Below are 25108 nucleotides of genomic sequence, written 5' to 3' on the forward strand. Positions count from 1 at the left end.
CGGGTCAGCAGGACGGCGTGGGCTGCCCCGCCTTGAGCGCGTCCAGCGCCGAGAGCGCACTGTCCAGGTCGGACACCTTGACCAGCTTCAGCCCGTCCGGCGCCGCGGCGGAGGCCTCCGCGCAGTTGGCCTCCGGCGTGAGGAACACGGTGGCGCCGGCCTCGCGCGCGGCGACGACCTTGAACGAGATCCCGCCGATCGCGCCGACCTGTCCCTTCTCGGTGATCTCCCCCGTGCCGGCGACGTGCTCACCCGCCACCATCTCGCCCGGGGTGAGCCGGTCGACGATCGCCAGCGCGAACATCAGGCCGGCCGAGGGGCCGCCGACGTCCTGCAGCGAGATCTTCACGTCGAAGGGCACGTCGGCCCGGTCGATGGGCTGCAGGCCCATGAACCCCTGCTTCTTGGACGGGTCCGGGTTCGCGGCGAGCGTGATCTGCTCGGTGCGGGGCGGCTCGGTGCCGTGCTGGAACGTGATCGGCACGGTCTGGCCTGGGGTGGTGTCGGCGAGCGCCGCGGTGACGTCGTCCTCGTTGGTGATGGCGCGGCCGTTGACCGACAGCAGCCGGTCGCCCGCCGCGAGCACCCGGCTGGCCGGGGTGTTGTCGACGATCGTCTGGGCGAGCACCTTGACCGGGAAGCCGAGGTGGCGCAGGGCGGCGACCTCGGCGTTGCTCTGCGAGTCCTGGAACTGCTGGACGTTCTCCTGCTGGACCTGCTCGTCGCTCTCGCCGGGGCGGAAGTACTCCTCGCGCGGCGCGAGCGCGTACCGGCCGCTGACCCACAGCCCGAGCGCGCCGAACAGGCTGATCTCGTCGTTGAGCGAGACCGTGGTCATCCGCAGCTCGCCCGCGGTCGGGTAGGTCTGCTGCCCGTCGATCTCGACCACCGGGACGCCGTTGACCTGGCCGAGCGTGTCGTAGGTCGGGCCGGGGCCGATCGCCACGTAGGGCACCTGGACGAACGCGCCGATGAGCCCGAACGCCACGATGAGGACACCGCTGGTCACGACGGTCCAGCCGCGCCTCGTCATGCGGGCGCGCTCGCGGGGCCGCGTCGCGCGGTGCCCGTTGCGGGCCTGGTCGCCGTCGTCGGGCTTGGTGCCGGTCGCGGCGCCGGGAGCAGTGCTTTCGTCGCGGGACTCGCTCACGGCCCACAGCGTACGGTGACCGGCCCGCACGCTCGATCACCAGGCCTTGATCGCGCCGAGCGAAATCGGACACCTCTGGCGGGGTCACGGCTGCTCCGGCCGCGTACGGTGGAGCTATGAGCAATCTCCCGTTCGGCTTCGGGCCCCCGGATCCCGACAAGCCCGGTGACAACGGGCCGTCGGAGGGCGGCCAGCAGCCCGGCGCCGACGCGTTCAACCAGCTCGGCCAGATGCTGAGCCAGCTCGGGCAGATGCTGAGCCAGGCCGGCAGTTCGTCGGGCCCGGTGAACTACGACCTCGCAAAACAAATCGCACTGCAGAAGCTCAGCGGGAGCACAGGCGGCACGATCGGTTTCGCCTCGAGCGGCGACGCCGACAGCGCCGTGCGCGACGCCGGGCACCTCGCGGAGCTGTGGCTCGACGCCGCGACGATCCTCCCCGCGGGCGCGTCGGTGACCGCGGCGTGGTCCCCGCGCGACTGGGTGCAGAAGACGCTGCCGACATGGCAGCGCCTGTGCGACCCGGTGGCCCAGCAGGTGTCGGGCGCGTGGGTGGAGGCGCTCCCCGCCGAGGCAAAGCAGGCCGCCGGGCCGCTGCTGTCGATGGTCGGCCAGATGGGCGGCATGGCGTTCGGCTCGCAGCTGGGCAACGCGCTCGCGCAGCTCGCGTCGGAGGTGCTCACCTCGACCGAGGTGGGTCTGCCGCTGGGGCCGGAGGGGACGTCGGCGCTGCTGCCCGCGAACATCGAGAAGTTCACCGAGGGGCTGGAGCTGCCGAGCAGCGAGGTCCTGGTGTTCCTGGCCGCGCGAGAGGCCGCGCACCAGCGCCTGTTCTCGCACGTGCCGTGGCTGCGGCAGCGCCTGCTGGCGACGGTCGAGGAGTTCGCGCACGGCATCAAGGTCGACACCTCCGCGCTGGAGCAGCTGGCCGGCCAGGTGGACCCGTCGAACCCGGCGAGCATCGAGGAGGCGTTGTCCTCGGGGCTGCTGGAGCCCCAGACGACGCCCGAGCAGCAGGCGGCGCTGAACCGGTTGGAGACGCTGCTCGCCCTGGTGGAGGGCTGGGTGGACGTGGTGGTCGCCGACGCGGTCGGCGACAGGCTCCCCGGGGCCGACGCCCTGCGCGAGACGCTGCGCCGCCGCCGCGCGACGGGCGGCCCGGCCGAGCAGACGTTCGCGACGCTGGTCGGGCTCGAACTGAGGCCCCGCCGGATGCGTGCGGCGTCCGCGCTGTGGAAGCTCGTGGGCGACCGGCACGGCGCCGAGAAGCGGGACGGCCTGTGGTCGCACCCGGACCTGATGCCGTCGGCGGAGGACCTGGACGACCCGCTGGAGTTCGCCGAGCGCCTGGGCAAGCCGGGCGAGCTGGACGACCCGATGGCCGAGCTGGAGCGCACCAAGCCGGAGGACAAGCAAGACCCCGGCAAGGGCGACGAGCCCGGCAACTGACCCCAGGTCGCACAAGCGAAGCTCGGCTGGGGCGGACGGCAAGTGCCGCCCCAGCCGAGCGCGACCCGCTGCGCCCCTCGCAAGGCGCGTTCAGGGGTTGGCTTTGAGAGGCCCCGCGACCAGCCGCGCTGCTCTAAGCCCAGGCTTTCGATAGCCCCGGCAACGGCCCGCTGCCATCGGCCCTACAGCCCGGCGACCAGCAACGCCGCCCTCAGCCCTGCATCTGGATGAGCCCGGCCACCGGCGGCGCCGTGCACAGCCGTCGATCCCAGCAACCCGGCCAACACCAACACCGCCCTCAGCCGGCATCCCGGCAAGCCCCGGCCACCGGCGGCCGCGCACAGCCGTCGATCCCAGCAAGCCCCGTCACAGGCCCCACCGCCCTCAGCCGGCATCCCGGCAACCCAGCCGATAGCAAACACCGCCCTCAGCCACGCATTCCGGGTAAGCCCCGCCCACCGGTCCCGCCACCCTCAGCCCTGGATCTCGGTAAGCCCGGCAACGGCCCCGCCGCCCTCAACCCTGGCCCCGGCAAGCCCGGCAACGGCCCCGCCGCCCTTAACCCTTCATCCCGGCATCCCCGCATCCCGGCATCCCGACCAACAGCAACATCGCGGTCAACTGTGGCTCCCGGCAAGCCCGGCCACCGACCCGCCAGCCTTCAACCCTGCATCCCCGCAGACCGGCCAACGGCCCCGCCAGCCTCGGCCGTGCATCTCGACAGCCCAGCCAGCGGCCAGGCCGCCCTCAGCCCTGCACCCGGCAGTCCCGGCCAACAGCAGCGATGCCGTCCCCGACAGAGGACCCGGGGCCACCCCGCCCGCGGCGATCCGAGTAGCGCCGCCCGCTCAACGCCGCACCCGGCATCGCTGGCCACCTGGTAAGGCCGCTGTTCCCACCCCTCAACAGCTCGGGGCCCCGCCAGGTTGCGGGGCCCCGAGCTGCGTTCCTCAGTCGTCGTCCAGCTCGCTGATCCCCCAGCCGGCCGCCGCGGACAGGCCCTCGAGGTAGCCGATCGCCCGCTCCGTCTTCGGGTAGCGCCGGACCAGCTCCCAGAACTCGGCGTTGTGCGCCGCCACCCGCAGGTGCGCCAGCTCGTGCACCAGCACGTAGTCCAGCACCCACGCGGGCACGTTCTGCAACCTGTCACTCACCCGGATCGTCCGGTCGGCCGGTGTGCACGATGCCCACCTGGTGCGCATCGGCGGGACCCAGCGGACGCTCGCCGGCAACGCCTGCCGGTCGAGGTATCGCGCTGACAGCTGCGCGCACCGCGCGAGCAGCGCGGCATCCGACTCGCGTGCCGGAGACGCCCGCTTTGTCTCCGTGCGCTGGAGCTTGCGCTCCATCTCGGCCACCCAGTGTTTTTCCTCGGCTCGGCTCATGCTCGCCGGGATGAGCACCACGAGGGTGTCGCCGTCCCGGTACGCGCTGACCGTCCGCCTTCGTCGTGCACTGCGCCGTACTTCGACCTTGAGCTGCGGGTTCGATGACTGCCCGGTGTTGTCCCGGTTCCTCAAAGAGGGCACCCGTGCGTTCGCCACCCGTCCACGGTAAAGCCAGGGGCCGACAAGTCGGGAGAGCCGACTTCGAGAAGGCCCGAGTTATCCACATGATGGCCCACCTGTGGATAACTCGCGATCTTGGTTAGCGGATTCTTAGCCACCTTCCGTCACCCTGTGCTCCATGACGGACACCAGCACAAATCAGCACACGGTCTTCCTGCCCGAACGTCCCTGGCTGCGGCCGGGCCTCGAAGTCTTCGACCGCGGTCCGGGCGAGGTCCAGATCGGTCTCGACCCCAGGCACGCCATGGTGGCCAAGGACCTGCCACCCGACCTGGTGGACGCTCTGCACCGCCTCGACGGCAGTCTCCGGCTGGAGAGCCTGCTCGCGCTCGCCAAGAGCGAACACGTCGAAATCCTCCGCGACATCGTCGCGAACCTGACCCGGCTCGGACTGGTCGAGGAGGCGTGGCCGCCGTCCGCCTACAACCGCGCCGCCAGCGAGGCCGCCCTGTGGTCCCTGTCGACCGGGCACCGCCACGGCGAGACCGTCGCCCGACGACGCCACAGCGCCGTCGTGCTGTTCGGGTCGGGGCGGCTGACGGTCGCCATCGCGGTGCTGCTCGCCACGGCGGGAGTGGGACAGGTGTGTGTCGAGGCCGCCGGCAATGTCACCGAGCACGACACCGGCAGCGGCTACACCGACGCCGACATCGGCCGGTCGCGGTCCGCCGCGGCGGCTGACGCCGTCCGACGGGCGAACCCCGCGACCGTGACGCGCCGCCTCCGCGACGGGCGGCTTCCGGAGCTAGTCGTACTCGCCGACGCCATCGTTCCGGCGCCCGAGCTGGTCCGGCAGCTGATGCACGAGCGGGTGCCGCACCTGGCGGTGCGCGTGCGGGAAGGCATCGGGATCGTGGGCCCGCTCGTCGAACCCGGGCGGAGCAGCTGCCTGGCGTGCGCGGACCTCACCCGCCGCTCGATGGACGACCGCTGGCCCACGGTCGCGGGACAGCTCGCCGGGCGCACCCAGAAGGCCGACCTCACAACGGTCCAGGCGACCGCCGCCCTGGCGACCGGCCAGGTGCTCCGGGATCTCGGACCGGCCGACGGGGTGCCGCCCGGCTGGAACACGACAATGGAGATCGACCCCTACGACTGCACGGTCTACCACCGCCCGTGGCCGCCGAACCCGGCCTGCACCTGCGGGGCTCGCCCGGAACCGCTGGTCAGCAACGTGCTCGCGCCGATGGCTGCGGAGGACATGGTCGACAAGGCACAATCGCAGGAGTGACCGACTTTCCCGAAGAGACCGACGACCGTGCCGATCCCGGGATTCCCCGCCGCACCGCCGCCCGCGCCGCGAAGCTCGCGAGCCTGCCGCTCGGAATCGCGGGGCGGGCGGTCGGCGGCTGGGGGCGGCGCCTGACCGGTCAGAGCGCCGAAGAAGTCAACGCGAACCTGTCGGCGAAGGCTGCCGAGCAGCTGTTCGAGGTGCTCGGCACGCTCAAGGGCGGCGCGATGAAGTTCGGGCAGACCTTGAGCGTCTTCGAGGCGGCCGTGCCCGACGAGCTGGCCGCCCCGTACCGGGACGCACTGACCCGCCTGCAGGCCGCCGCGCCGCCGATGCCGGTCCGCCAAACCCGGCGCGTCCTGGCCGAACAGCTGGGCCGGTCGTGGGAGACGCGGTTCCGTGAGTTCGACGACGCCCCCACCGCGTCGGCAAGCATCGGTCAGGTGCACCGCGGGGTGTGGCACGACGGTCGCGAGGTGGCGGTCAAGGTCCAGTACCCGGGCGCCGACGAGGCACTGCGCAGCGACCTGCGGCAGCTGCAGCGGTTCAGCAGGCTCTTCCAGGCGCTCCTGCCGGGCACCGAGGTCAAGCCACTGCTTGCCGAACTGTCCGCGCGGATGGACGAGGAGCTGGACTACCGCGGCGAGGCCGACAGCCAGCGCGAGTTCGCGAAGGCCTTCGACGGCGACGACAAGGTCCTGGTGCCGAAGGTTGTCGCGAGCGCGCCCAAGGTGCTCGTGACCGAGTGGGTCACCGGCACCCCCCTCGCCAAGATCATCGCCGGCGCGGACGCCGAGACTCGCAACCACGTCGGCGCGCTCCTGGCCGAGTTCCACTTCTCGTCACCGGCCCGGGCGAAGCTACTGCATTCCGACCCGCATCCCGGCAACTTCATGTTGCTGGACGACGGCCGTCTCGCCGTGATCGACTTCGGCGCGGTGGCCCGCCTACCGCACGGCATTCCCCGCCAGCTGGGCGAGATGACACGTCTGGCCCTCGATCACCGCTCCATCGAGCTCATGGAGTTGTTGCGCTCCTCCGGCTTCATCCGGCCTGGCACAGAACTCAGCGCTGACGACGTGCTTGCTTACCTTGCCCCGTTCACCGAGCCCCTCGCCAACGAGCGCTTCCATTTCACGCGCCGCTGGATGCAACGCCAAGCGATGCGGGTCAGCGACACCCGTGGCCGCGACTTCCGCACCGGCCGGTCACTGAACCTCCCGCCGGAGTACCTGCTGATCCACCGCGTGACGGCAGGTTCGACGGGGATCCTGTGCCAGCTCGACGCGGAGATCCCAGCACGAGCGATCGTGGAACGCTGGCAGCCCGGCTTCGCCGACTGAGCAACACCTCCCTTTCGTCATTTCCATCAGGTCGTCAGGGGCGACGCTCTCGCGCGAGCCCCTGACGGCCCGGAGTCCGGTGCCCCGTTCATGGCACTGAGCCCGCTGTTCTGGCCATCCTCACAAACACGCGCCCTTTCCCGGCCGGCTTCTTGCCTCGCGCAAGGTATGCCCGGCAATTGGTTCAGTCCGCATCAGCATCTGCAATCCGGCCCGTTGCATCCCTGCCCCGTCTTCGCAACACATCGCTTTGCCTGGCGCCACCTCCTCGTCGTCATATCCCCGCCCAGTGGGCACAGGATGCGCGAATCTTCCACCGCCACGCGGACCGAGCTTCCGCGCTGGCCTTCGTCCTGCCTGTCCCGCCGCAACACCCACCATGCCGCAACTTCTGCCGCCGCGGGTTCCGCGGGCCGTCAGGAGCCCCAGTTATCCACAATTCCGACCGGAACCGCACGAGATGACCAGTCGCACCACCGAGTTGTCCACAGTTCCCCGTCACGTCTTCCCCTGCCTCATTTCCAGCGCAACGCTGGTCCCATGACCGAAACCATCAGCGCAACACCAGCGTGTGACTCGACTCCAGGCGAGGACGTCACCACCAGCATGCGCTTGCGCCGAGCGGGCCTGAGCCAGCACGTCATCTCGTCCCGGTGCCGTCCGGGCGGACCGTGGCGACGGCTCCTGCCGGGCGTGATCCTGTTGAGCAATCGAGAACCCAGCCGGGACCAACAGCTTCGCGCAGCGATCTACCACGCCGGCCCGGATGCGGTGATCAGCGGCACGGATGCGTTGCAGGCTCAAGGCATTCCGCTGTCTCCGTCCCGGCGCGTCCACGTCCTGATCCCGATCGGACGTCGGATCGCGTCGCACGAATTCACCTGGCTGGACCGCACGTCCCGCGTGCCCGAGCCGGTCGTCGTGGACGGGCTACCGTTCGCTCCGCCCGCCCGCGCCACCGTCGATCTCGCCAGGCACGAGACCGATCCGGACAGGCTCCGGCGCCTGCTCACGCTGCCGGTCTACTACGGCCTGTGCAGCGCCGAACAGTTGCGTGACGAAGTCGACGCCGGCAACCAACGCGGAACAGCAGCGGTCCGCCAGACCCTGCGCAGTCTGGGTTCGCTCCGCGACACCTACCAGCAGGGCGTGGCGCGGGAACTGCTCGGCGGTGTCCCGGTGCCGCCGCCGGTCTGGAACGTGACCATCTGCGACTCGGCCGGACGCCGGCTCGGCGTGGTCGACGCCTGGTGGGACGAAGTCGCCTTGGGTTGGATCCTCGATCCCGCACCCACCTGCTCCGACCGTCCGGCGACGAGCCACCTTCCGCTCACCGGCGCCGGAGTCGTGCTGGTCCACACCACCCCGAGCCGTCTTCGCGGTGACGCGATGGCAGTGGCGCGGGAACTCACGAGCGCGTTCGCCGCGGCAGCTCGCCGCAGGCGGCCGAGGGTTCAGGCGCTGAAGGAGGTGGCGGCATGACGAGCAGTCACCAGTATTCGGGTGGGAGCTTTCCCTCGATGTCACGGACGTGCTCACGAGCGCACCGGGGACACAGCCAGTGCAGAGCACCGCCCTCGCGTTCGCTGACCCAAGCCAGCGTTGCCAGCGGGTCCTCGTCCGGCTTCCGTTCAATGCCGCAGCGAGAACAGGCAACCTGCTCGGTCATCGGTGCGATCCGAAGTGGACTGTCTGCGTTCCGAGCACGTAGATGTCCTCGCGGCTGCCCAGGTACTCGGCATCCGCTGGATCGAGGAGGCGGCGCAGGACGTCCCGATCTTCCTGCGTCAACAGCTCGTCGCCGTCCGATGCGAGCCAGGTGATGTGCTCGATCACGTAGTTGCGAACGACCTGGCTGGGTGGCGCAGGCAAGTCGACAAGACAACTGAAAGAGCCGACTTGCCCCAGCCCGGCTTTGACGAGGGCTGTGTACCAGCCATAGGGCATCCGGACCGAGCCCGGCATGCCGGCACGCATTTCTCCGAACGAGTGATCGCGGGCTGCCAGTAGACGGCGCTCCAACCCGGGTTCGCCGACGCCCAGATCCCAGGGGAGGCAGTACGTCGGTGGGCTCCCCTCGGCCAGGGCTAGCGTTCCGCCCGACTTGAGAGCAGTGACCAGGCCGTCAACTCCGTCTTGCTGATCAGGGAGGTGATGCACCATCGAAGCGGCCCAGACCAGGTCCGCGGGCTGGACGAGTTGAGCGAGGTCCACCGACGCGACGTCGGCTCGGATGCTCTCGATCGAGACCTGCCCGGCGAACGCGGCGTTGGAAACAGCCTCGGGTCCGGGGTGGGCGCGGCCTACCGTCGCAGCCACAGCGCTCCCTGCCAACTCGGCTCGCGCCTGCTCGAGTTCGACCTGTTGCTGTACAGCTGGGGGCTCGCCTCGGGTCGCAGCCTCAGGGCTTTCCAGGTCCGCCCGAGCGATGCGTTCCGCGTTCACCCGCACGATGGCTGCCCTGGCAGCAGCCTCGGCCGCCTCGAGCAGCTCCGGAACGGCGTCGACGAGAACGAGCGTGCCGCCGCCGCGGCGGGCCAACTCGGCCGCGAAAGCTGCGCTCATCCCGCCGGCTCCACTACCTGCGTCGACGATCACCGGCTGCACGCCGAGGCGGCCGACCAGGCTGGCGGCGATTCTCGCGTGGGTCGCTGCATGAAGTTCATCGGCGCGGCGCAACGCCGGTATCCGCTCGGCCCAGTCGATGTGATCGTGCGTGTGTGCGGCCATACCGGTCATTCAACACCGGCGTTCGGTCGCTCGCCGCCGTTTCGAGTGCGCTCCGAGGTCATCGACGCGGAGTGTGGAGCGCGTGCAGTGGCGACTGGATGCGGCGAACCTCCAGCCGCCACTGGGCGATCACTGAAATGGATGCCCAACGGCGTCCGGCCCGGTGGTGTTCGAGAGCCTTCCTCGAACACCACCGGGCCCAGGAGCCGATGGGCGTGACGAACCGCTACGAGCGGAGTCAGCGATCGGCTAGGCGCGGTAGCGACCTGCGCGGCGGGAAGCCCAGCGGGCCACCCGGTCCCACCGGCGGGCGGCGCGTGCATTGGTGCGCACCGATCGCGGGCGGACGTCGTCGTGCAGGTCCTGTATTCGTGCTCTGGCCAGTTCTTCGTTGAGCAACATTCGGGTGATCTCCTTGGTCATGGGCGCGACCCCGGCGCGGGGACGCGGCGTGCTCGGATGCTTCGTCCACGACACGGGAACGAAGGGGGCTTCAGTACTCATGCGGCTGCACTCTGCTGGTCAGTGCGGTTGCGGCGCTCGATGCGCTTCTCCGCTACGGGCGTTTCCACCGGGTTCTTGCGAGGACGGCCCCGCGGCCGCTTGCGCGCGACCACGGCACCGCGCTCGAAGATCTCGCCTCCCCAGACCCCCCAGGGCTCCCGCCGGGCGAGCGCGCCGGACAGGCACGCACTCCGGATCGGGCAGTCGGCGCACCGGCTCTTGGCCAGCTCCAGATCCGCCGGTGACTCCGCGAACCACAGGTCGGCGTCGCCGGACCTGCAGGGCAGGTCGGCGTCCGGCGAGGCCACGGCATCGAAAAGCTCACCGATTCCGGATCCCGGAAGGGCGAGTTCGTCGGGTAACGCCTTCTCTGACGCGAAGGCGATTGCCGATGACATTCCCGTTCTCCTTTGTGTAGTAACGGTTTTTCGGTTGTGAGGTGGTACAAAAACACGAGGGCCGCGGATCCGAAACTCGGTTCCGCGGCCCTCGTGAGCCTGTCTCCCTGACGGGGGGTCAGAGTCTGAGCTCCGGAGGAGCCAGCGGAACGTGGAGTCGGGTCTGCTTGTCGGTCGGGACGTACGCCGGCTTGACGGCGGACACACCGGTCCCGTCGAAGCGGTCACGCAGCCGGGCGAGGATCGGCAGAGCGACGCCGGCAGTGCCGACGCCCCAGCCATTCGCGCAAGCCATCGCCGAACGGGCGAAGGGCAGAGCGATGCCAGGCTGCGTGACCGTGGTCGAAATGTTCACGTCCCAGCACCTCCTCTCGTCCTTCGCTCATCGCCGGCGGGCGACGGGCGTTCGCTTCGCGGGCGCTCTTCACCCGCTCATGCAGGCTATTGCCCCTGCCCGAGGCGGGGCAACTCATTTTTCGCAGAACTTTCCCGGACGACGAAGATCGTCCCTGAGCAGCGGTTCCGCCGCGCGAAGCGGCCCTTCTACGCGGTCAAGCGTGCGTGGCCCCGCGAGCTCGCCGCACCGCCGATGATCACGGTGACGAATGCAGCACGCAGCGCGGTCGTTCCGGCGAGCCAGGTTAGCCAGTTCCGGGGTGAGCGCGCGAGGTCTTTGCACGCCACAGGATGCTGACCGAGCTCGCGGCTGGGCGGGCCAGGGTTCCGGGCGAGTCGCCACTTCTGGCTGGCTGCCCGGTGGGACGGCCGCTTCTACCCGGCCGCTTGCCGAGGGCACGATCACGGGGGTAGTTGCGGTCCGCGACCGCTGCGAATCCAGCCAGGCCGGCAATGGTCGCCCAGCGGGTGGTAGAGCAGACCGGCCACCCGGCATGCAGCCGGTCAGTAGTGGCCGCCTCGGTAAGCAACGAGCCAGAAGCGGCCCCTCGATAGGCGGATGGCCAGGAGCAGCCGCCTGGGTAGACAGTGGGGCGGGCGAGAGCGGTCGCCCTCGCGAGCGACCGGGCAGGAACGGTCACTCCACCCGCGGCGGCCAGGAACGGCCGCCGACCTCACGTCCGACCAGAACAGCCGGCTGCCGAACAACGGGGCAGGAACAGCCATCCCACCAAACGACCGATCAGGAACGGCCGCTCATCGGACAACCGAGAATCAGCCACCCACCGGGGAACCGAGAACCACCCACCCCCTGGACCACTGAGAAACAGCCACCACCGGGCGACCGAGAAACACCTACCCACCGGGGAACCGAGAAGCGGCCGCCGGCCGGGCAACCGAGAAACAGCCACCCACCGGGCCACTAAGAAACAGCCACCCAGTGGGCCACCGAGAAACAGCCACTCACCAGACAGCCGAGAACCGGCCGACGACCGGGGATCCGAGAACCACCCACCCACTGGACACCGAGAACCGGCCACCCACCGGAACAACCGCTCAGATGTGCTCTCGGAGGAGGGACAGGACCTCGTCGCCGAAGCGTTGCACCTTTGTCGGGCCGATGCCGGATATCGCGACCAGCCCGCGCTGGTCGTCGGGGCGTTGTTCGGCTATTGCGACCAGCGTGGCGTCCGTGAAGACGACGAACGGCGGCACCTTCAGTTCGCGCGCACGCTCGGCTCGCCACTCCTTCAGCCGCGTCAGCAGGCCCTCGTCGAGGTCGCTCGGGCAGCGGGCGCAGCGTCCCAGCTTCACCTCGAGCGTGTTCGCCAGCTGTTCGCCGCACATGCGGCAGCTCGGCTTCGTCCTTGTGGTCGCCGCGCGGCGGGGCACCCGCGCCGTCGGGTGTTCCTCCGGGATCAGGCCGTACAGGAACCGGCTGCGGCGGCGGTGCCGTCGCCCGCCGGGGTGCCGCGACAGCGACCACGACAACCACAGGTGCTCCCGCGCGCGGGTGACCCCCACGTAGAAGAGCCTGCGCTCCTCCTCGATCGCCGCCTCGTCGCCGTCGGCGCGCTGGATCGGCATCGTGCCCTCGGCGAGCCCCACCAGGAACACCGCGTCCCACTCCAGGCCCTTCGCCGCGTGCAACGACGCCAGGGTCACCCCCTCGACCGTCGGCGGGTGCTGCGCCGCCGCGCGCTGCTCCAGCTCCGCGACGTACCGGCCCATCGACGCGCCCTCCACCGACGCCGCCAGCTCCTCGGCCAGCTCCACCAGCGCCAGCAGCGCGTCCCACCGCTCCTTCGCCGCCCCGCCCGACGGCGGCTGCTCCGTCAAACCGACCCGGGCCAGCACCGCACGGACCACCGTCACCAGGTCACCCGGAGGCGGATCCGCCGCGGCCGTGCGCAGCGAGACCATCGCCTGCCGGATCTCCCGCCGCTCGAAGAACCGCTCGCCGCCGCGCACCAGGTACGGGATCTCCAGGTCCGTCAGCGCCTGCTCGTACACCTCCGACTGTGCGTTGACCCGGTACAGGATCGCGATCTCGCTCGCAGGCACCCCAGCGTCCAGCAGCTGCCGCACCCGCCCGGCGACCGCGCCGGCCTCCGTCGGCTCGTCGTCGAACTCCGCGAACCGCGGCTGCGGGCCGTCCGGGCGCTGCCCGATCAGCTTCAGCCGCGACCCCGCCGGCCGCCCCCGCGCGGCGCCGATCACCTTGTTCGCCAGCTCGACCACCTGCGGCGTGGACCGGTAGTCCCGCTCCAGCCGCACCACCGTCGCTTCCGGGAACCGCCGCGTGAAGTCCAGCAGCGGCCGCGGCGACGCCCCGCCGAACGAATAGATGGTCTGGTTCGCGTCGCCGACCACCGTGATGTCGTCGCGGCCGCCCAGCCACGCGTCGAGCAGCCGCTGCTGCAACGGGGTGACGTCCTGGTACTCGTCGACGACGAAGCACCGGTACCGGTCGCGGAACTCGCGGGCGACGTCCGCGTTGTCCTCCAGCGCGGCCGTCGTGTGCAGCAGGAGGTCGTCGAAGTCGAGCATCCGCGCCGCGTTCTTGACCTCTTCGTACTTGCGGTACACCTCGGCCACCTGTGCGGCCTGCATCGGCGTGTCCCGCTGCAGCCGCGCGGCCTGCGCCGGGTAGTCCTCCGGGCTGATCAGCGACGCCTTCGCCCACTCGATCTCGCTCGCGATGTCCCGCAGGATCTCCGTGTCGGTGCTGACCCGCGAGCGCTGCGCCGCCTGGGCGACCAGCCGCAGCTTGCCGTCGAGCAGGTCCCACATCCGGTCGCCCACCACGCGCGGCCAGAAGTACCGCAGCTGCCGCCGCGCCGCCGCGTGGAACGTCAGCGCCTGGGCGCCGTCGACCCCCAGCGCGCGCAGCCGCGTCCGCATCTCCCCCGCCGCGCGCGCGGTGAACGTGACCGCGAGCACCTGACCTGCGGAAACGTGCCCGGACGCGATCAGGTGCGCGATGCGGTGGGTGATGGTGCGCGTCTTGCCGGTGCCCGCGCCGGCCAGGACGCAGACCGGCCCGCGCGGGGCTGCCGCGGCGGCACGCTGCTCGGGGTCCAGCCCGTCCAACAGGCCCGTCGGGGACTTGGTCACAGGTGCGCTAGCCACCCCGGCATCCTCGCAGAGGGGACCGACAGGATCGCGTCGCCCTGCCCGGCCGTATCCTGGTTCATATGGCGGGAAAGCAGGACAAAGTGGCTGCCAAGCAGGCCAAGCGGGAACGACGCGCCGCGAGCAAGGCCCGGCGCGGTCAGATCTGGGAAGCGTTCAAGATGCAGCGCCGGGAGGACAAGGCGCTCCTCCCGTGGATGCTCGCCGCGTTCCTGGTCGTGGCCGGCGTCTTCGTCGTGGTCGGGCTGCTGCTCGGCATGCTGTGGGTCCTGTTGCCGCTGGGCATCGTCCTCGGCGTGCTCGCCGCAGTGATCATCTTCGGTCGCCGGGTGCAGCGCACGGTGTTCGCGAAGGCCGAGGGCCAGCCGGGAGCCGCGGGCTGGGCGCTGGACAACCTGCGCGGCCGCTGGAAGGTCACCCAGACGGTGGCCGCGACCACGCAGCTCGACGCCGTGCACCGCGTGCTGGGTGGCCCGGGTGTCGTGCTGGTCGGTGAGGGCGCCCCGCACCGCGTGCGGAACCTGCTCTCGCAGGAGAAGAAGCGCGTGGCCCGCCTGGTCGGCGACACCCCGATCTACGAGGTCGTGGTCGGCAACGAGGAGGGCCAGGTCCCGCTGCGCCGCCTGTCGAGCCACATGATGAAGCTGCCGCGCAACCTCCGCCCGGCGCAGGTCGACGCGCTGGAGGCGAAGCTCGCCGCGCTCGGCAACCGCGGTGGCGCCGCGATGCCGAAGGGCCCGATGCCGCAGGGCGCGAAGATGCGCAGCGTGCAGCGCGTCATCAAGCGCCGCTGACCCCGTACCCGAAGAGAAGGCCCCGACCAGGCAGGTCGGGGCCTTTTTCGGCCTCAGCGCATCCGGATGACGACGGTCCCGGTGAGGCGGTCGAGCCAGCTGCGGCCGTCGGCGTTGCGGATCGCGGCCGGAATGATCACGAACGTGAGCGCGGCGCGGACGATCGCCCTTGGGACCCCGACCATCCCGGCGCCGTCCAGGCGGGCGACGCGGATGCCGGTCACGAACATGCCCGGGGTGAACCCGAAGAACGAGACCGGGACGACCGTGATGATCGCCCACACGGCGACAGCCCACAGGTTGTAGGACTGCATCGCGGCGGTGTCCTGCAGGTCGGGGCGCACGAAGAGGGAGGTCAGCAGGGACGCGGCGACCAGGTCGACGACCAGGCCGAGCAGGCGCGCGCCGCCACCGGCCACGGCGCCGACCCCCTGCTCGGGAAGGCCGAGGCGTTCCCCTCGCCAGCGCGGGGGCTCCTCGGCGCCGAGCCGAGGTGCGGACAACCACTCACCGGTCCATCTCGCCACCCGACCAGGGTATGCCGGTGGCGTGCGCCACGTCCGCCCTGGTCTGCTGGGGGGTATCGCCCAACCCGTTAACCTCCGCGAAACATACGGGTGACGGTCGGGCAACACCGCGCTCTTAGCGTGAGCCGAAGAGAGTACTGCCCCCGGCAATGCGTATGAAGGAGTTACAGAGGGTGTCCACTACTCCAGACGATATCCAGCGTCTCATCGCAGATGAGGACGTGCAGTTCGTTGACGTCAGGTTCTGTGATCTGCCGGGTGTGATGCAGCACTTCACCGTCCCTGCGAAGGCGTTCGACGCGGACGCGTTCGAAGAGGGCCTGGCCTTCGACGGCTCCTCGGTGCGCGGCTTCCAGTCGATCCACGAGTCCGACATGCTGCTGCTGCCCGACCCGGAGACCGCGCGGATCGACCCGTTCCGCAAGGAGAAGACCCTCTCCATCAACTTCTTCGTGCACGACCCGTTCACCCGTGAGGCGTACAGCCGGGACCCGCGCAACATCGCGCGCAAGGCCGAGCAGTACATCGCCGAGTCCGGCGTCGCCGACACCGTGTTCTTCGGCCCGGAGGCCGAGTTCTACGTGTTCGACTCGGTGCGCTTCGACTCGCGCGAGAACGGCTCCTTCCACGAGATCGACTCGGTCGAGGGCTGGTGGAACACCGGCCGCGACGAAGAGGGCGGCAACCGCGGTTACAAGACCCGCTTCAAGGGCGGCTACTTCCCCGTCCCGCCGGTCGACCACTTCGCCGACCTGCGTGACGAGATCAGCCAGAAGCTGATCAACTCCGGCTTCACCCTCGAGCGCGCGCACCACGAGGTGGGCACCGCGGGCCAGGCCGAGATCAACTACAAGTTCAACACGCTGCTGCACGCTGCGGACGACCTGCAGCTGTTCAAGTACATCGTGAAGAACACCGCGTGGAACGCCGGCAAGACCGCGACCTTCATGCCGAAGCCGCTGTTCGGTGACAACGGTTCGGGCATGCACTGCCACCAGTCGCTGTGGAAGGACGGCCAGCCGCTGTTCTACGACGAGTCCGGTTACGCCGGCCTGTCGGACATGGCGCGCCACTACATCGGCGGCATCCTGGCCCACGCCCCGTCGCTGCTGGCCTTCACCAACCCGACGGTGAACTCCTACCACCGCCTGGTGCCGGGCTTCGAGGCGCCGGTCAGCCTGGTGTACTCGCAGCGCAACCGCTCGGCGTGCGTCCGGATCCCGATCACCGGGTCCAACGCCAAGGCCAAGCGCATCGAGTTCCGGTGCCCGGACTCGTCCGGCAACCCGTACCTCGCGTTCGCCGCGATGATGATGGCCGGCCTGGACGGCATCAAGAACAAGATCGAGCCGCCGGAGCCGATCGACAAGGACCTGTACGAGCTTCCGCCGGAGGAGGCCAAGGACGTCAAGCAGGTCCCGGCGACCCTCGACGAGGTGCTGAACAACCTCGAGGCCGACCACGACTTCCTCACCGAGGGCGGCGTGTTCACCCCCGACGTCATCGAGACGTGGATCTCGCTCAAGCGCGAGACCGAGATCGACCCGCTGCGGCTGCGTCCGCACCCGTACGAGTTCGCGCTGTACTACGACGTGTGATCCGTACTGGGTAGAAACACCCTGAGCGCGCCGGCGGCGAGGAGCGGAAAACGCCCTCGCCGTCGGCGTTCTTTATTTCCGTGGCCGGTATCCCTGCTTGGCCAGCTGGATCTGCCCGTACACGCGCGCGCAGCTCGGCGTTCGGCGTGGACCGGGTCGACAGCTGGTCCCGTTCGTCGGGCAGGTCGACCGGCACGTCTTCGAGCACGACGGTGGGCCGGTTGGACAGCACCAGCACCCGGCGGCCGAGGTAGATCGCCTCGTCGATGTCGTGCGTGACGAACAGGATGGTCACGCCGAGCCGAGTTCGGCGCGGGTCTGCGCGTCAACCGCGGCGAACGGCTCGTCCATCAACGCGAGCGCAGGACCGGGACGCTGCCGACGATCACGCCGACGGCGATGTCCGGGAACGCCAGTTGTTACTGAAGCCGAACTGGAACCGCCCGCTCATCACACCGGGCACGATCGCCACGCCGCCCTGGGCGGTCTCCAGGCTCACGTCGAGGTGCTGCTCCTTGAAGAAGCAGCGGCGGGGGAACCGGTGCATGGGGACTCCTCAGGCGGCACCTCTGGGCGGCAGGGAACGCCAGGAGTCCGAGCACCACTAAGACGCCGGCCACGCGGTGAAGGAGGTTGGGCTACTCGGCGCCGAGGACCGACAGGTCGACCCCGGCGCGCTCGAAGCGTCCGCGCGGGTCCTCGACCAGCTTGCGGCGCTCGAGGTCCATCAGCCCGAGGGTGCTGGTGATCTCCGCGGACAGCGTGCCGTCGGCCTTGAGGATGTTGTTGGTCATCCGGAACGTCTTGCCGGTGCCGAACTTCGCCTCGCACGTCGCGTAGACGGTTTCGCCGCCGCGGATCTCGCGGCGGAAGACGATGTGCGACTCCAGCAGCACGGGCGACACGTTCTCCTCACGCAGCTTGCCGCCGCCGGCGAGCTCCATCGCCTCGATGCGCGCGACCTCGCCGTAGGAGTGGTACACCGCGTGGTTGAGGTGGCCGAGCGTGTCCAGCTCGTAGTGCCTGACCTTGATCTCCACCCGGAACGGTTCGCGCTCAGTCACGGATCCACTGTAAAGCGAGACCGAGCCGCCGCGGGCTGGGACGTTCGCCACGTCAGGCCTCGTAGAAAAGCCTCTCGACGACGGCGTGCGCCCGCCGGGTGGTGCGGCGGTAGGAGTCGAGGAACTCGCCCGGGTCGTCGTCGGCGCCCTGCCCAAGGATGCGCGCGACCGCGGCAAGGTCGCGGCCCGAGCTGGGCACCTGGTCGACGGCCTTGCCGCGGACCAGCATCGCGGCGTTGCGCACCCGGGTCGCGAGCAGCCAGGCCTCGGTGAGCGACGCGGTGTCCTCCGGCTCGGCCAGGCCCGCCTCGGCCAGCGCGGCGAGCGCTCGTGGGGTCGACGTGGTCCGCAGGTCCGGAACCTCGAACGCGTGCCGCAACTGGAAGAGCTGCACCGTCCACTCGACGTCGGCCAGCCCGCCCCGGCCCAGCTTGGTGTGCAGGGTCGGATCGGCTCCGCGCGGCATCCGCTCGGTGTCCACCCGCGCCTTCATCCGCCGCACCTCACGGGCGCGGGACGCGTCCAGCCCGCCGTCCGGGTAACGGATCGGGTCGATCATCTCGATGAACCGCTCCCCCAGCTCCGCGTCACCGGCGACGAACCGGGCGCGCAGCAGCGCCTGCGTCTCCCAGACCTCGCCCCAGCGCGCGTAGTACGCCCGGTACGAGTCGAGCGTGCGCACCAGCGGACCGCCGCGCCCCTCCGGCCGCAGGTCGGCGTCCACCTGCAGGGGCGGGTCCGCGCTCGGGGCGCCGAGCATCTTGCGCACCGTCTCGGCGACCGAGGACGCGTAGCGCACCGCGTCGCCGTCGGACACGCCCTCGGCGGGCTCGCAGACGAAGAGGACGTCGGCGTCCGAGCCGTAGCCCAGCTCGGCGCCACCCAGCCGGCCCATGCCGATCACGGCGATCTTCGCCGCCTCACCACCCAGTTCAGCACAGCGCTTGCGGATCGCCGCCGACAATGCGCTCTGCAACACGGCGACCCACACCGAGGACAGCGCCTCGCACACCTCACGCACGTCCAACAGGCCGAGCAGATCGGCCGCGGCGACGCGCAGGACCTCGTGGCGCCGCAAGGACCGCGCCGCCGCCACCGCCGCGTTGAGCCCGGGCTGCCGGCGCACCGTCGCCCGCAGCGACTTCGCCACCTCGGCGGGCGTCCGGCCGGTCAGCCGCGCGGGGTCGCCGAGCAGTTGCAGGACCTCGGGCGCGCGCACCAGCAGGTCCGGCACCAGCTTCGACGTGCCGAGCAGCGACGCGAGCCGTTCGACGACCGCACCCTCGTCCCGCAGCACCCGCAGGTACCACGGGGTGTCCTCCAGCGCCTCGGACACCTTCCGATACGCGAGCAGCCCGCCGTCCGGGTCCGGGGTGTCGGCGAGCAGGTCGAGCAGGACGGGGAGCAGCGCCTTCTGGATGGCGGCCCGGCGGGAAACCCCGGAGGTGAGTGCGCGGATGTGCTGCAGCGCGCCGTCGGGCGCCGCGTAACCGAGAGCCGCGAGGCGTTGCGCGGCCTGCTTCGTGGTGAGACGAAGGTCCTCAGTGGACACACTGGCCACGGACTGCAGCAGCGGGCGGTAGAACAGCTTTTCGTGGAGCCGGCGGATCCGCTGGTTGTGGCGGCGGAACTCGACGAGCAGGATCTCGCCCTCGCCGCGGGCCATCTCGGGGCGGATGCCGATCGCCCGGCCGAGCACGCGTAGCTCGTCCGAGTCGTTGAAGTCCGGGAACAGGTGGGTGCGGCGCAGGCGGCGCAACTGCAGCCGGTGCTCGACCGTCCGCAGGAACTCGTACGACATCTCCAGCTCGGCCGCGTCACTGCGGCCGACGTACCCACCCGAGCCGAGCGCCGTCAGGGCCTCGACGGTGGACGGCGATCGCAGGTTCGGATCGGCCCGGCCGTGGACGAGCTGGAGCAGCTGGACCGCGAACTCGACGTCCCGCAGGCCACCGCGGCCGAGCTTCAGCTCACGCTCGGCGAGCTCGGACGGCACGTGTCCCTCGACCCGCCTGCGCATCTGCTGGACGTCGGCGACGAAGTTCTCCCGCTCGGCGGCCGACCACACCATGGAGGTGACCATCTCGGCGTACTGGTTGCCGAGGTCGGCGTCCCCGGCGACCGGGCGGGCCTTGAGGAGGGCCTGGAACTCCCAGGTGCGCGCCCACTTCGCGTAGTAGGCGGTGTGGCCCTCGAGGGTGCGGACGAGGGCCCCCTGTTTGCCCTCGGGGCGGAGAGCCGCGTCGACCTCGAAGCACGCCTTGCCGACGATGCGCATCATCGTGCTGGCGAGACGGGTGGCGAGCTGCAGGTCGCCCTCGCCGACGAAGATGACGTCGACGTCGCTGACGTAGTTGAGTTCGCGGCCGCCGCACTTGCCCATGGCGATGACCGCCAGGCGGGTGTCGCCGAGTCCCTTGGGCGCCTGCTCTGCCTGCGCGATTTCGAGACCGGTGACGAGCGCCGCTTCGGCGAGGAGTGTGAGCTGCTGGGCGACCTCCGCGTAGCGGGGCCGGTCGAGCTTGCCCTCGACGAGGTGCCCGAGGTCGGTGCCGGCGATTTCGAGTAGCAGGCCGCGGTAGGCGGTGCGCAGCGCGTTCTCCGCTGGGGCGCCTGTGCGGATCTCGCCGTCCTCCCGGACGGCGTCGAGCATGGTTTCGGCGTAGCAGTCGGCGTCGGTGCACTTGTCGGCGGCGAGGCGGGTCCATTCGCCGGGGTGGCCGACGAGGAAGTCACCGAGCGCGCTCGATGTGCCGAGGACGCCGACCAGCCGGCCGCGCAGCGTGGGGTTGTCGCGCAGGGCGGCGGTCAGGGCGGGCCAGCCCTGCTCGTCGGTCTCGCGGATGCGGTCGAGACTGCGCAAGGCCAGGTCGGGATCGGCGCTGCGGGACAGGGCGACGAGGATGTCCAGCGCTTCCGGGGCGGGCCCGGTGTCGGTCCACCAGCCGGCGGCGCGGAGGTGCTCCTCGGCACGGTCGTCGGTGAAGCCGTAGCGCGCAGGGGATCCAGCCCCTCGTGACTGCTCTGCCATCAGGGTCCACCGTAACCGTGCCGGGCTGGTCGTTGTCGATCAAGTGAGCGGAAGGGACGCCGGCGGGGCGCTCTCGAGGGCACCTTCAGCCAGCCGGACGAACCTGGTGGCAAACGGCTGCCAGGCCTCGGCGATGTCGGCGTGGTTGCGATCGAGAGTTTCGGTGTCGAACGCGCTCGCGGGGCGGGTCGCCGCCATCTGGGGCGCCTCGTCGGCCCAGGCCTGCACGACCTGGGTGGTGGTCTCGATGTGGAACTGGATGCCGTAGGCGCAGCGGTGCAGCCGGAAGGCCTGGTTGGGGTACTTGGGAGCGGATGCGAGCAGAACGGCGCCACGGGGCAGCTGGGTGATGACGTCCTCGTGGAAGTGCATGACGTCCTGCATGAGCGGGAGGTCGGCGAAGAGGGGATCGGTCCAGGCTGCGTCCTTCTTGGCGACGAGCGCTGCCCCCACCTCTGGTCCGGACTCGCCCGGCTCGACGCGCCCACCGGTGGCGACAGCGAGGAGCTGAGCGCCGAGACAGATCGCGAGCGTCGGCAGGCTCGTGCGGGCCGCGGTCGCGAGGAACGCCCGGACGTCGGCGAGCCAGGGGTGCTTGGTGTCGTCTTCGGCGTTCATTCCGCCGCCGAGGCAGACGAGGCCCTGGTACCCGTCGAGGGTGCCGGGGAGCGGGTCCTCGGGCAGGCGCCGGAGGTCGAGTTCCGCGCCGGCCGCGGTGAGCCAGTCGCCGAGGGGCCCGATCGGATCGGACGGGTCGGGCTGCAGGACCAGGAGGCGCGTCATGCGTCCAGGATAAGGGCACAAAAACGCCCAGGGGCTCGGGAGAACGCGATGTTCTCGACCGAGCCCCTGGGCTTATTTGTGAAGTTGTGTTCGGCGGTGTCCTACTCTCCCACACCCGCGGGGGTGCAGTACCATCGGCGCTGGCAGGCTTAGCTTCCGGGTTCGGAATGGGACCGGGCGTTTCCCTGCCGCCATGACCACCGAAACTCTCCGAAACAACACCAGAGTGTTCCAGACTGGTGTGGTGTTTCAGAGTTGCAGAGCGGATGCGTAGCAGCTTTGTGGGCAAGTCCTCGGCCTATTAGTACCAGTCCACTCAAAAACACATTACTGTGCGTCCATGTCTGGCCTATCAACCCAATCGTCTCTTGGGGGCCTTAACCCACAAAGGGGTGGGAGACCTCATCTAGGAACAGGCTTCCCGCTTAGATGCCTTCAGCGGTTATCCCTTCCGAACGTAGCTAACCAGCCATGCCACTGGCGTGACAACTGGCATACCAGAGGTTCGTCCGTCCCGGTCCTCTCGTACTAGGGACAGCCTTCCTCAAGTCTCCTACGCGCGCGGCGGATAGGGACCGAACTGTCTCACGACGTTCTAAACCCAGCTCGCGTGCCGCTTTAATGGGCGAACAGCCCAACCCTTGGGACCTACTCCGGCCCCAGGATGCGACGAGCCGACATCGAGGTGCCAAACCATGCCGTCGATATGGACTCTTGGGCAAGATCAGCCTGTTATCCCCGGGGTACCTTTTATCCGTTGAGCGACATCCCTTCCACCAGGAGATGCCGGATCACTAGTCCCTGCTTTCGCACCTGCTCGACCCGTCAGTCTCACAGTCAAGCTCCCTTGTGCACTTACACTCAACACCTGATTGCCAACCAGGCTGAGGGAACCTTTGGGCGCCTCCGTTACCTTTTAGGAGGCAACCGCCCCAGTTAAACTACCCACCAGGCACTGTCCCTGAACCCGATCAGGGCCCTAGGTTAGATTCCCAATCCGACCAGAGTGGTATTTCAACAACGACTCCACGAGAACTAGCGTCCCCGCTTCACAGTCTCCCACCTATCCTACACAAGCCGAACCGAAAACCAATACCAAGCTATAGTAAAGGTCCCGGGGTCTTTCCGTCCTGCCGCGCGTAACGAGCATCTTTACTCGTAGTGCAATTTCACCGGGCCTGTGGTTGAGACAGCCGGAAAGTCGTTACGCCATTCGTGCAGGTCGGAACTTACCCGACAAGGAATTTCGCTACCTTAGGATGGTTATAGTTACCACCGCCGTTTACTGGCGCTTAAATTCTCAGCTTCGCCCCGAAGAGCTAACCGGTCCTCTTAACGTTCCAGCACCGGGCAGGCGTCAGTCCATATACCTCGTCTTACGACTTCGCATGGACCTGTGTTTTTAGTAAACAGTCGCTTTCCGCTGGTCTCTGCGGCCAACTCACCCTAGCCCGCGAAGGGCTTCAAGTGCTTTGGCCCCCCTTCTCCCGAAGTTACGGGGGCATTTTGCCGAGTTCCTTAACCACAGTTCACCCGACCGCCTTAGTATTCTCTACCTGACCACCTGTGTCGGTTTGGGGTACGGGCCGCACATGTTCTCGCTAGAGGCTTTTCTCGGCAGCAGAGGATCACCCTACTTCGCCTCAACGGCTACGCATCACGTCTCACCCTACACGGGACACGGATTTGCCTATGTCCCAGGCTACACGCTTACACCAGTACAACCACTCACTGGCGGAGCTACCTTCCTGCGTCACCCCATCGCTTGACTACTACACACTCAGGTCCCGCGCGTCCCCGCTCAACTCCGAAGAGCCTCACAGTTCAGGGCGGTTAGTATCATGCGCCTCGTCATGGGCGAACATACGCGGGTACGGGAATATCAACCCGTTGTCCATCGACTACGCCTGTCGGCCTCGCCTTAGGTCCCGACTTACCCTGGGCAGATTAACTTGACCCAGGAACCCTTGGTCATCCGGCGGCAGAGTTTCTCACTCTGCATTCGCTACTCATGCCTGCATTCTCACTCCCACACCCTCCACGACTCGCTTCCACGGCCGCTTCCCTGGATGCAGGACGCTCCCCTACCCAACAACACCACTACACAAGGTTCCCAAAGAACCAAGCGGATGTATTGTGTTATTGACACGGCTTCGGCGGTGTACTTCAGCCCCGCTACATTATCGGCGCAGGACCACTTGACCAGTGAGCTATTACGCACTCTTTCAAGGGTGGCTGCTTCTAAGCCAACCTCCTGGTTGTCTAAGCGACCCCACATCCTTTCCCACTAAGCACACACTTAGGGGCCTTAGCCGGTGTTCTGGGCTGTTTCCCTCTCGACGACGAAGCTTATCCCCCGCCGTCTCACTGCCGCACTCTCACGTGATGGTATTCGGAGTTTGGTTGACTTCGGTAACCCGGTAAGGCCCCTAGGCCATCCAGTAGCTCTACCCCCACCACGAAACATGCGACGCTGCACCTAAATGCATTTCGGGGAGAACCAGCTATCACGGAGTTTGATTGGCCTTTCACCCCTACCCACAACTCATCCCCCAGGTTTTCAACCCTGGTGGGTTCGGCCCTCCACGAGGTCTTACCCTCGCTTCAGCCTGGCCATGGGTAGATCACTCCGCTTCGGGTCTAGACCACGCGACTCACACGCCCTATTCAGACTCGCTTTCGCTACGGCTACCCCACACGGGTTAACCTCGCCACGCAGCACTAACTCGCAGGCTCATTCTTCAAAAGGCACGCCATCACAAAACAAACGCTTGCTCTGACGGCTTGTAGGCACACGGTTTCAGGTACTCTTTCACTCCCCTCCCGGGGTACTTTTCATCTTTCCCTCACGGTACTCGTCCGCTATCGGTCACCAGGAAGTATTTAGGCTTACCGAGTGGTCCCGGCAGATTCACAGCAAATTCCACGAGCTCGCTGCTACTCGGGAACACCACCACACCACACCAACACAGCTTTCGCGTACGGGACTCTCACCCACTCCGGTCCACCATCCCAGGCGGTTCCACTAGCCATGCAGCACGATGCCAGGAGTGTCAGCTCCTGAAAGGCAGGTCCCACAACCCCGCACACACAACCCCTGACAGGTATCACATGCGCACGGTTTAGCCTCCTCCGCTTTCGCTCGCCACTACTCACGGAATCACTAGTGTTTTCTCTTCCTACGGGTACTGAGATGTTTCACTTCCCCGCGTTCCCTCCACATACCCTATATATTCAGGTATGGGTAACACCTCATAACAGGTGCTGGGTTTCCCCATTCGGACACCCTCGGATCACAGCTCGGTTGACAGCTCCCCGAGGCTTATCGCAGCCTCCCACGTCCTTCATCGGCTCCTGATGCCAAGACATCCACCATGTGCCCTTAACAACTTGACCACAAAGATGCTC

18 protein-coding genes, 2 rRNA genes and 1 pseudogene are annotated in these 25108 nt (G+C 68.6%); 6 read left to right on the forward strand and 15 right to left on the reverse strand.

Annotated features, from left to right (window positions below; genetic code table 11):
- Window positions 1-4: 4 nt before the first annotated feature.
- Window positions 5-1150, reverse strand: a complete 1146-nt coding sequence (locus AMYTH_RS0122920) for a YlbL family protein (protein WP_027932270.1) — start codon at window positions 1148-1150, stop codon at window positions 5-7.
- Window positions 1151-1266: 116 nt separating this feature from the next.
- Between AMYTH_RS0122920 and AMYTH_RS0122925 the strand changes: the two genes are divergently transcribed.
- Window positions 1267-2598 (forward strand): zinc-dependent metalloprotease, encoded by a 1332-nt coding sequence (locus tag AMYTH_RS0122925; protein ID WP_027932271.1) that lies wholly within the window; start codon window positions 1267-1269, stop codon window positions 2596-2598.
- A gap of 950 nt (window positions 2599-3548) precedes the next feature.
- On the opposite strand, the gene AMYTH_RS0122930 is transcribed toward AMYTH_RS0122925, so the two are convergent.
- Complete coding sequence (locus AMYTH_RS0122930) at window positions 3549-4118, reverse strand: M48 metallopeptidase family protein (RefSeq protein ID WP_027932272.1); 570 nt, start codon at window positions 4116-4118, stop codon at window positions 3549-3551.
- A gap of 166 nt (window positions 4119-4284) precedes the next feature.
- Between AMYTH_RS0122930 and AMYTH_RS0122935 the strand changes: the two genes are divergently transcribed.
- The 3 genes from AMYTH_RS0122935 (at window position 4285) to AMYTH_RS0122945 (ending at window position 8222) form a co-directional block, all read left to right on the forward strand.
- Window positions 4285-5397 (forward strand): ThiF family adenylyltransferase, encoded by a 1113-nt coding sequence (locus tag AMYTH_RS0122935; protein ID WP_027932273.1) that lies wholly within the window; start codon window positions 4285-4287, stop codon window positions 5395-5397.
- Window positions 5394-6740, forward strand: a complete 1347-nt coding sequence (locus AMYTH_RS0122940; protein WP_027932274.1) for an ABC1 kinase family protein — start codon at window positions 5394-5396, stop codon at window positions 6738-6740. The genes AMYTH_RS0122935 and AMYTH_RS0122940 overlap by 4 nt, the downstream gene beginning before the upstream one ends.
- 540 nt (window positions 6741-7280) lie before the next feature.
- Window positions 7281-8222, forward strand: a complete 942-nt coding sequence (locus AMYTH_RS0122945) for a hypothetical protein (protein ID WP_228684920.1) — start codon at window positions 7281-7283, stop codon at window positions 8220-8222.
- Between the two features lie 183 nt (window positions 8223-8405).
- Here AMYTH_RS0122945 and AMYTH_RS0122950 read toward each other — a convergent pair whose 3' ends face one another.
- The 5 genes from AMYTH_RS0122950 to AMYTH_RS0122965 form a co-directional block, all read right to left on the reverse strand.
- Complete coding sequence (locus tag AMYTH_RS0122950; RefSeq protein WP_027932276.1) at window positions 8406-9470, reverse strand: methyltransferase domain-containing protein; 1065 nt, start codon at window positions 9468-9470, stop codon at window positions 8406-8408.
- Between the two features lie 249 nt (window positions 9471-9719).
- Window positions 9720-9893, reverse strand: a complete 174-nt coding sequence (locus AMYTH_RS48060) for a hypothetical protein (protein ID WP_157360651.1) — start codon at window positions 9891-9893, stop codon at window positions 9720-9722.
- 77 nt (window positions 9894-9970) lie between these two features.
- Window positions 9971-10372, reverse strand: coding sequence for a WhiB family transcriptional regulator (locus tag AMYTH_RS0122955; protein ID WP_026153842.1), 402 nt, complete (start codon window positions 10370-10372; stop codon window positions 9971-9973).
- A 118-nt stretch (window positions 10373-10490) separates the two neighbouring features.
- On the reverse strand, window positions 10491-10727 hold the full coding sequence (locus AMYTH_RS0122960; protein ID WP_027932277.1) for a hypothetical protein: 237 nt from the start codon (window positions 10725-10727) through the stop codon (window positions 10491-10493).
- A gap of 1097 nt (window positions 10728-11824) precedes the next feature.
- Window positions 11825-13885 carry an ATP-dependent helicase gene (locus AMYTH_RS0122965; RefSeq protein WP_027932278.1) on the reverse strand — a complete coding sequence of 687 codons (2061 nt, stop codon included), beginning with the start codon at window positions 13883-13885 and terminating at the stop codon, window positions 11825-11827.
- 80 nt (window positions 13886-13965) lie between these two features.
- Here AMYTH_RS0122965 and AMYTH_RS0122970 point away from each other — a divergent pair, with 80 nt between their 5' ends.
- A complete protein-coding gene (locus AMYTH_RS0122970) occupies window positions 13966-14697 on the forward strand; it encodes a DUF4191 domain-containing protein (RefSeq protein WP_027932279.1) in 732 nt (243 codons plus the stop codon).
- Window positions 14698-14750: 53 nt separating this feature from the next.
- On the opposite strand, the gene AMYTH_RS0122975 is transcribed toward AMYTH_RS0122970, so the two are convergent.
- Window positions 14751-15224, reverse strand: coding sequence for an RDD family protein (locus tag AMYTH_RS0122975; protein ID WP_084022661.1), 474 nt, complete (start codon window positions 15222-15224; stop codon window positions 14751-14753).
- 173 nt (window positions 15225-15397) lie between these two features.
- On the opposite strand from AMYTH_RS0122975, the gene glnA reads away from it, so the two are divergent.
- Entirely contained in the window at window positions 15398-16822 is a 1425-nt protein-coding gene (gene glnA / locus AMYTH_RS0122980; protein WP_027932281.1) for a type I glutamate--ammonia ligase, read from the forward strand.
- 118 nt (window positions 16823-16940) lie between these two features.
- On the opposite strand, the pseudogene AMYTH_RS51250 reads toward glnA, so the two are convergent.
- From AMYTH_RS51250 to AMYTH_RS0123010, 7 genes and pseudogenes are all read right to left on the reverse strand, one after another.
- Window positions 16941-17188 (reverse strand): annotated as a pseudogene (locus tag AMYTH_RS51250) (ABC transporter ATP-binding protein); the annotation flags it as partial.
- Window positions 17189-17207: 19 nt separating this feature from the next.
- Entirely contained in the window at window positions 17208-17369 is a 162-nt protein-coding gene (locus tag AMYTH_RS49005) for a hypothetical protein (RefSeq protein ID WP_157360652.1), read from the reverse strand.
- A gap of 91 nt (window positions 17370-17460) precedes the next feature.
- Window positions 17461-17886, reverse strand: coding sequence for an acyl-CoA thioesterase (locus AMYTH_RS0122990; RefSeq protein ID WP_027932282.1), 426 nt, complete (start codon window positions 17884-17886; stop codon window positions 17461-17463).
- A 52-nt stretch (window positions 17887-17938) separates the two neighbouring features.
- The gene (locus tag AMYTH_RS0122995) at window positions 17939-20917 is read right to left on the reverse strand and encodes a bifunctional [glutamine synthetase] adenylyltransferase/[glutamine synthetase]-adenylyl-L-tyrosine phosphorylase (RefSeq protein WP_027932283.1); all 2979 of its coding nucleotides are present in this window, start codon (window positions 20915-20917) and stop codon (window positions 17939-17941) included.
- A 39-nt stretch (window positions 20918-20956) separates the two neighbouring features.
- On the reverse strand, window positions 20957-21700 hold the full coding sequence (locus tag AMYTH_RS0123000; protein WP_027932284.1) for a type 1 glutamine amidotransferase: 744 nt from the start codon (window positions 21698-21700) through the stop codon (window positions 20957-20959).
- An 88-nt stretch (window positions 21701-21788) separates the two neighbouring features.
- Window positions 21789-21905 (reverse strand): 5S ribosomal RNA (gene rrf / locus AMYTH_RS0123005).
- Window positions 21906-21981: 76 nt separating this feature from the next.
- Window positions 21982-25096: ribosomal RNA gene (locus AMYTH_RS0123010) — 23S ribosomal RNA — on the reverse strand.
- Between the last annotated feature and the right edge of the window lie 12 nt (window positions 25097-25108).

It is taken from the genome of Amycolatopsis thermoflava N1165 (genome assembly GCF_000473265.1).
GTDB classification, from domain to species: domain Bacteria; phylum Actinomycetota; class Actinomycetes; order Mycobacteriales; family Pseudonocardiaceae; genus Amycolatopsis_E; species Amycolatopsis_E thermoflava.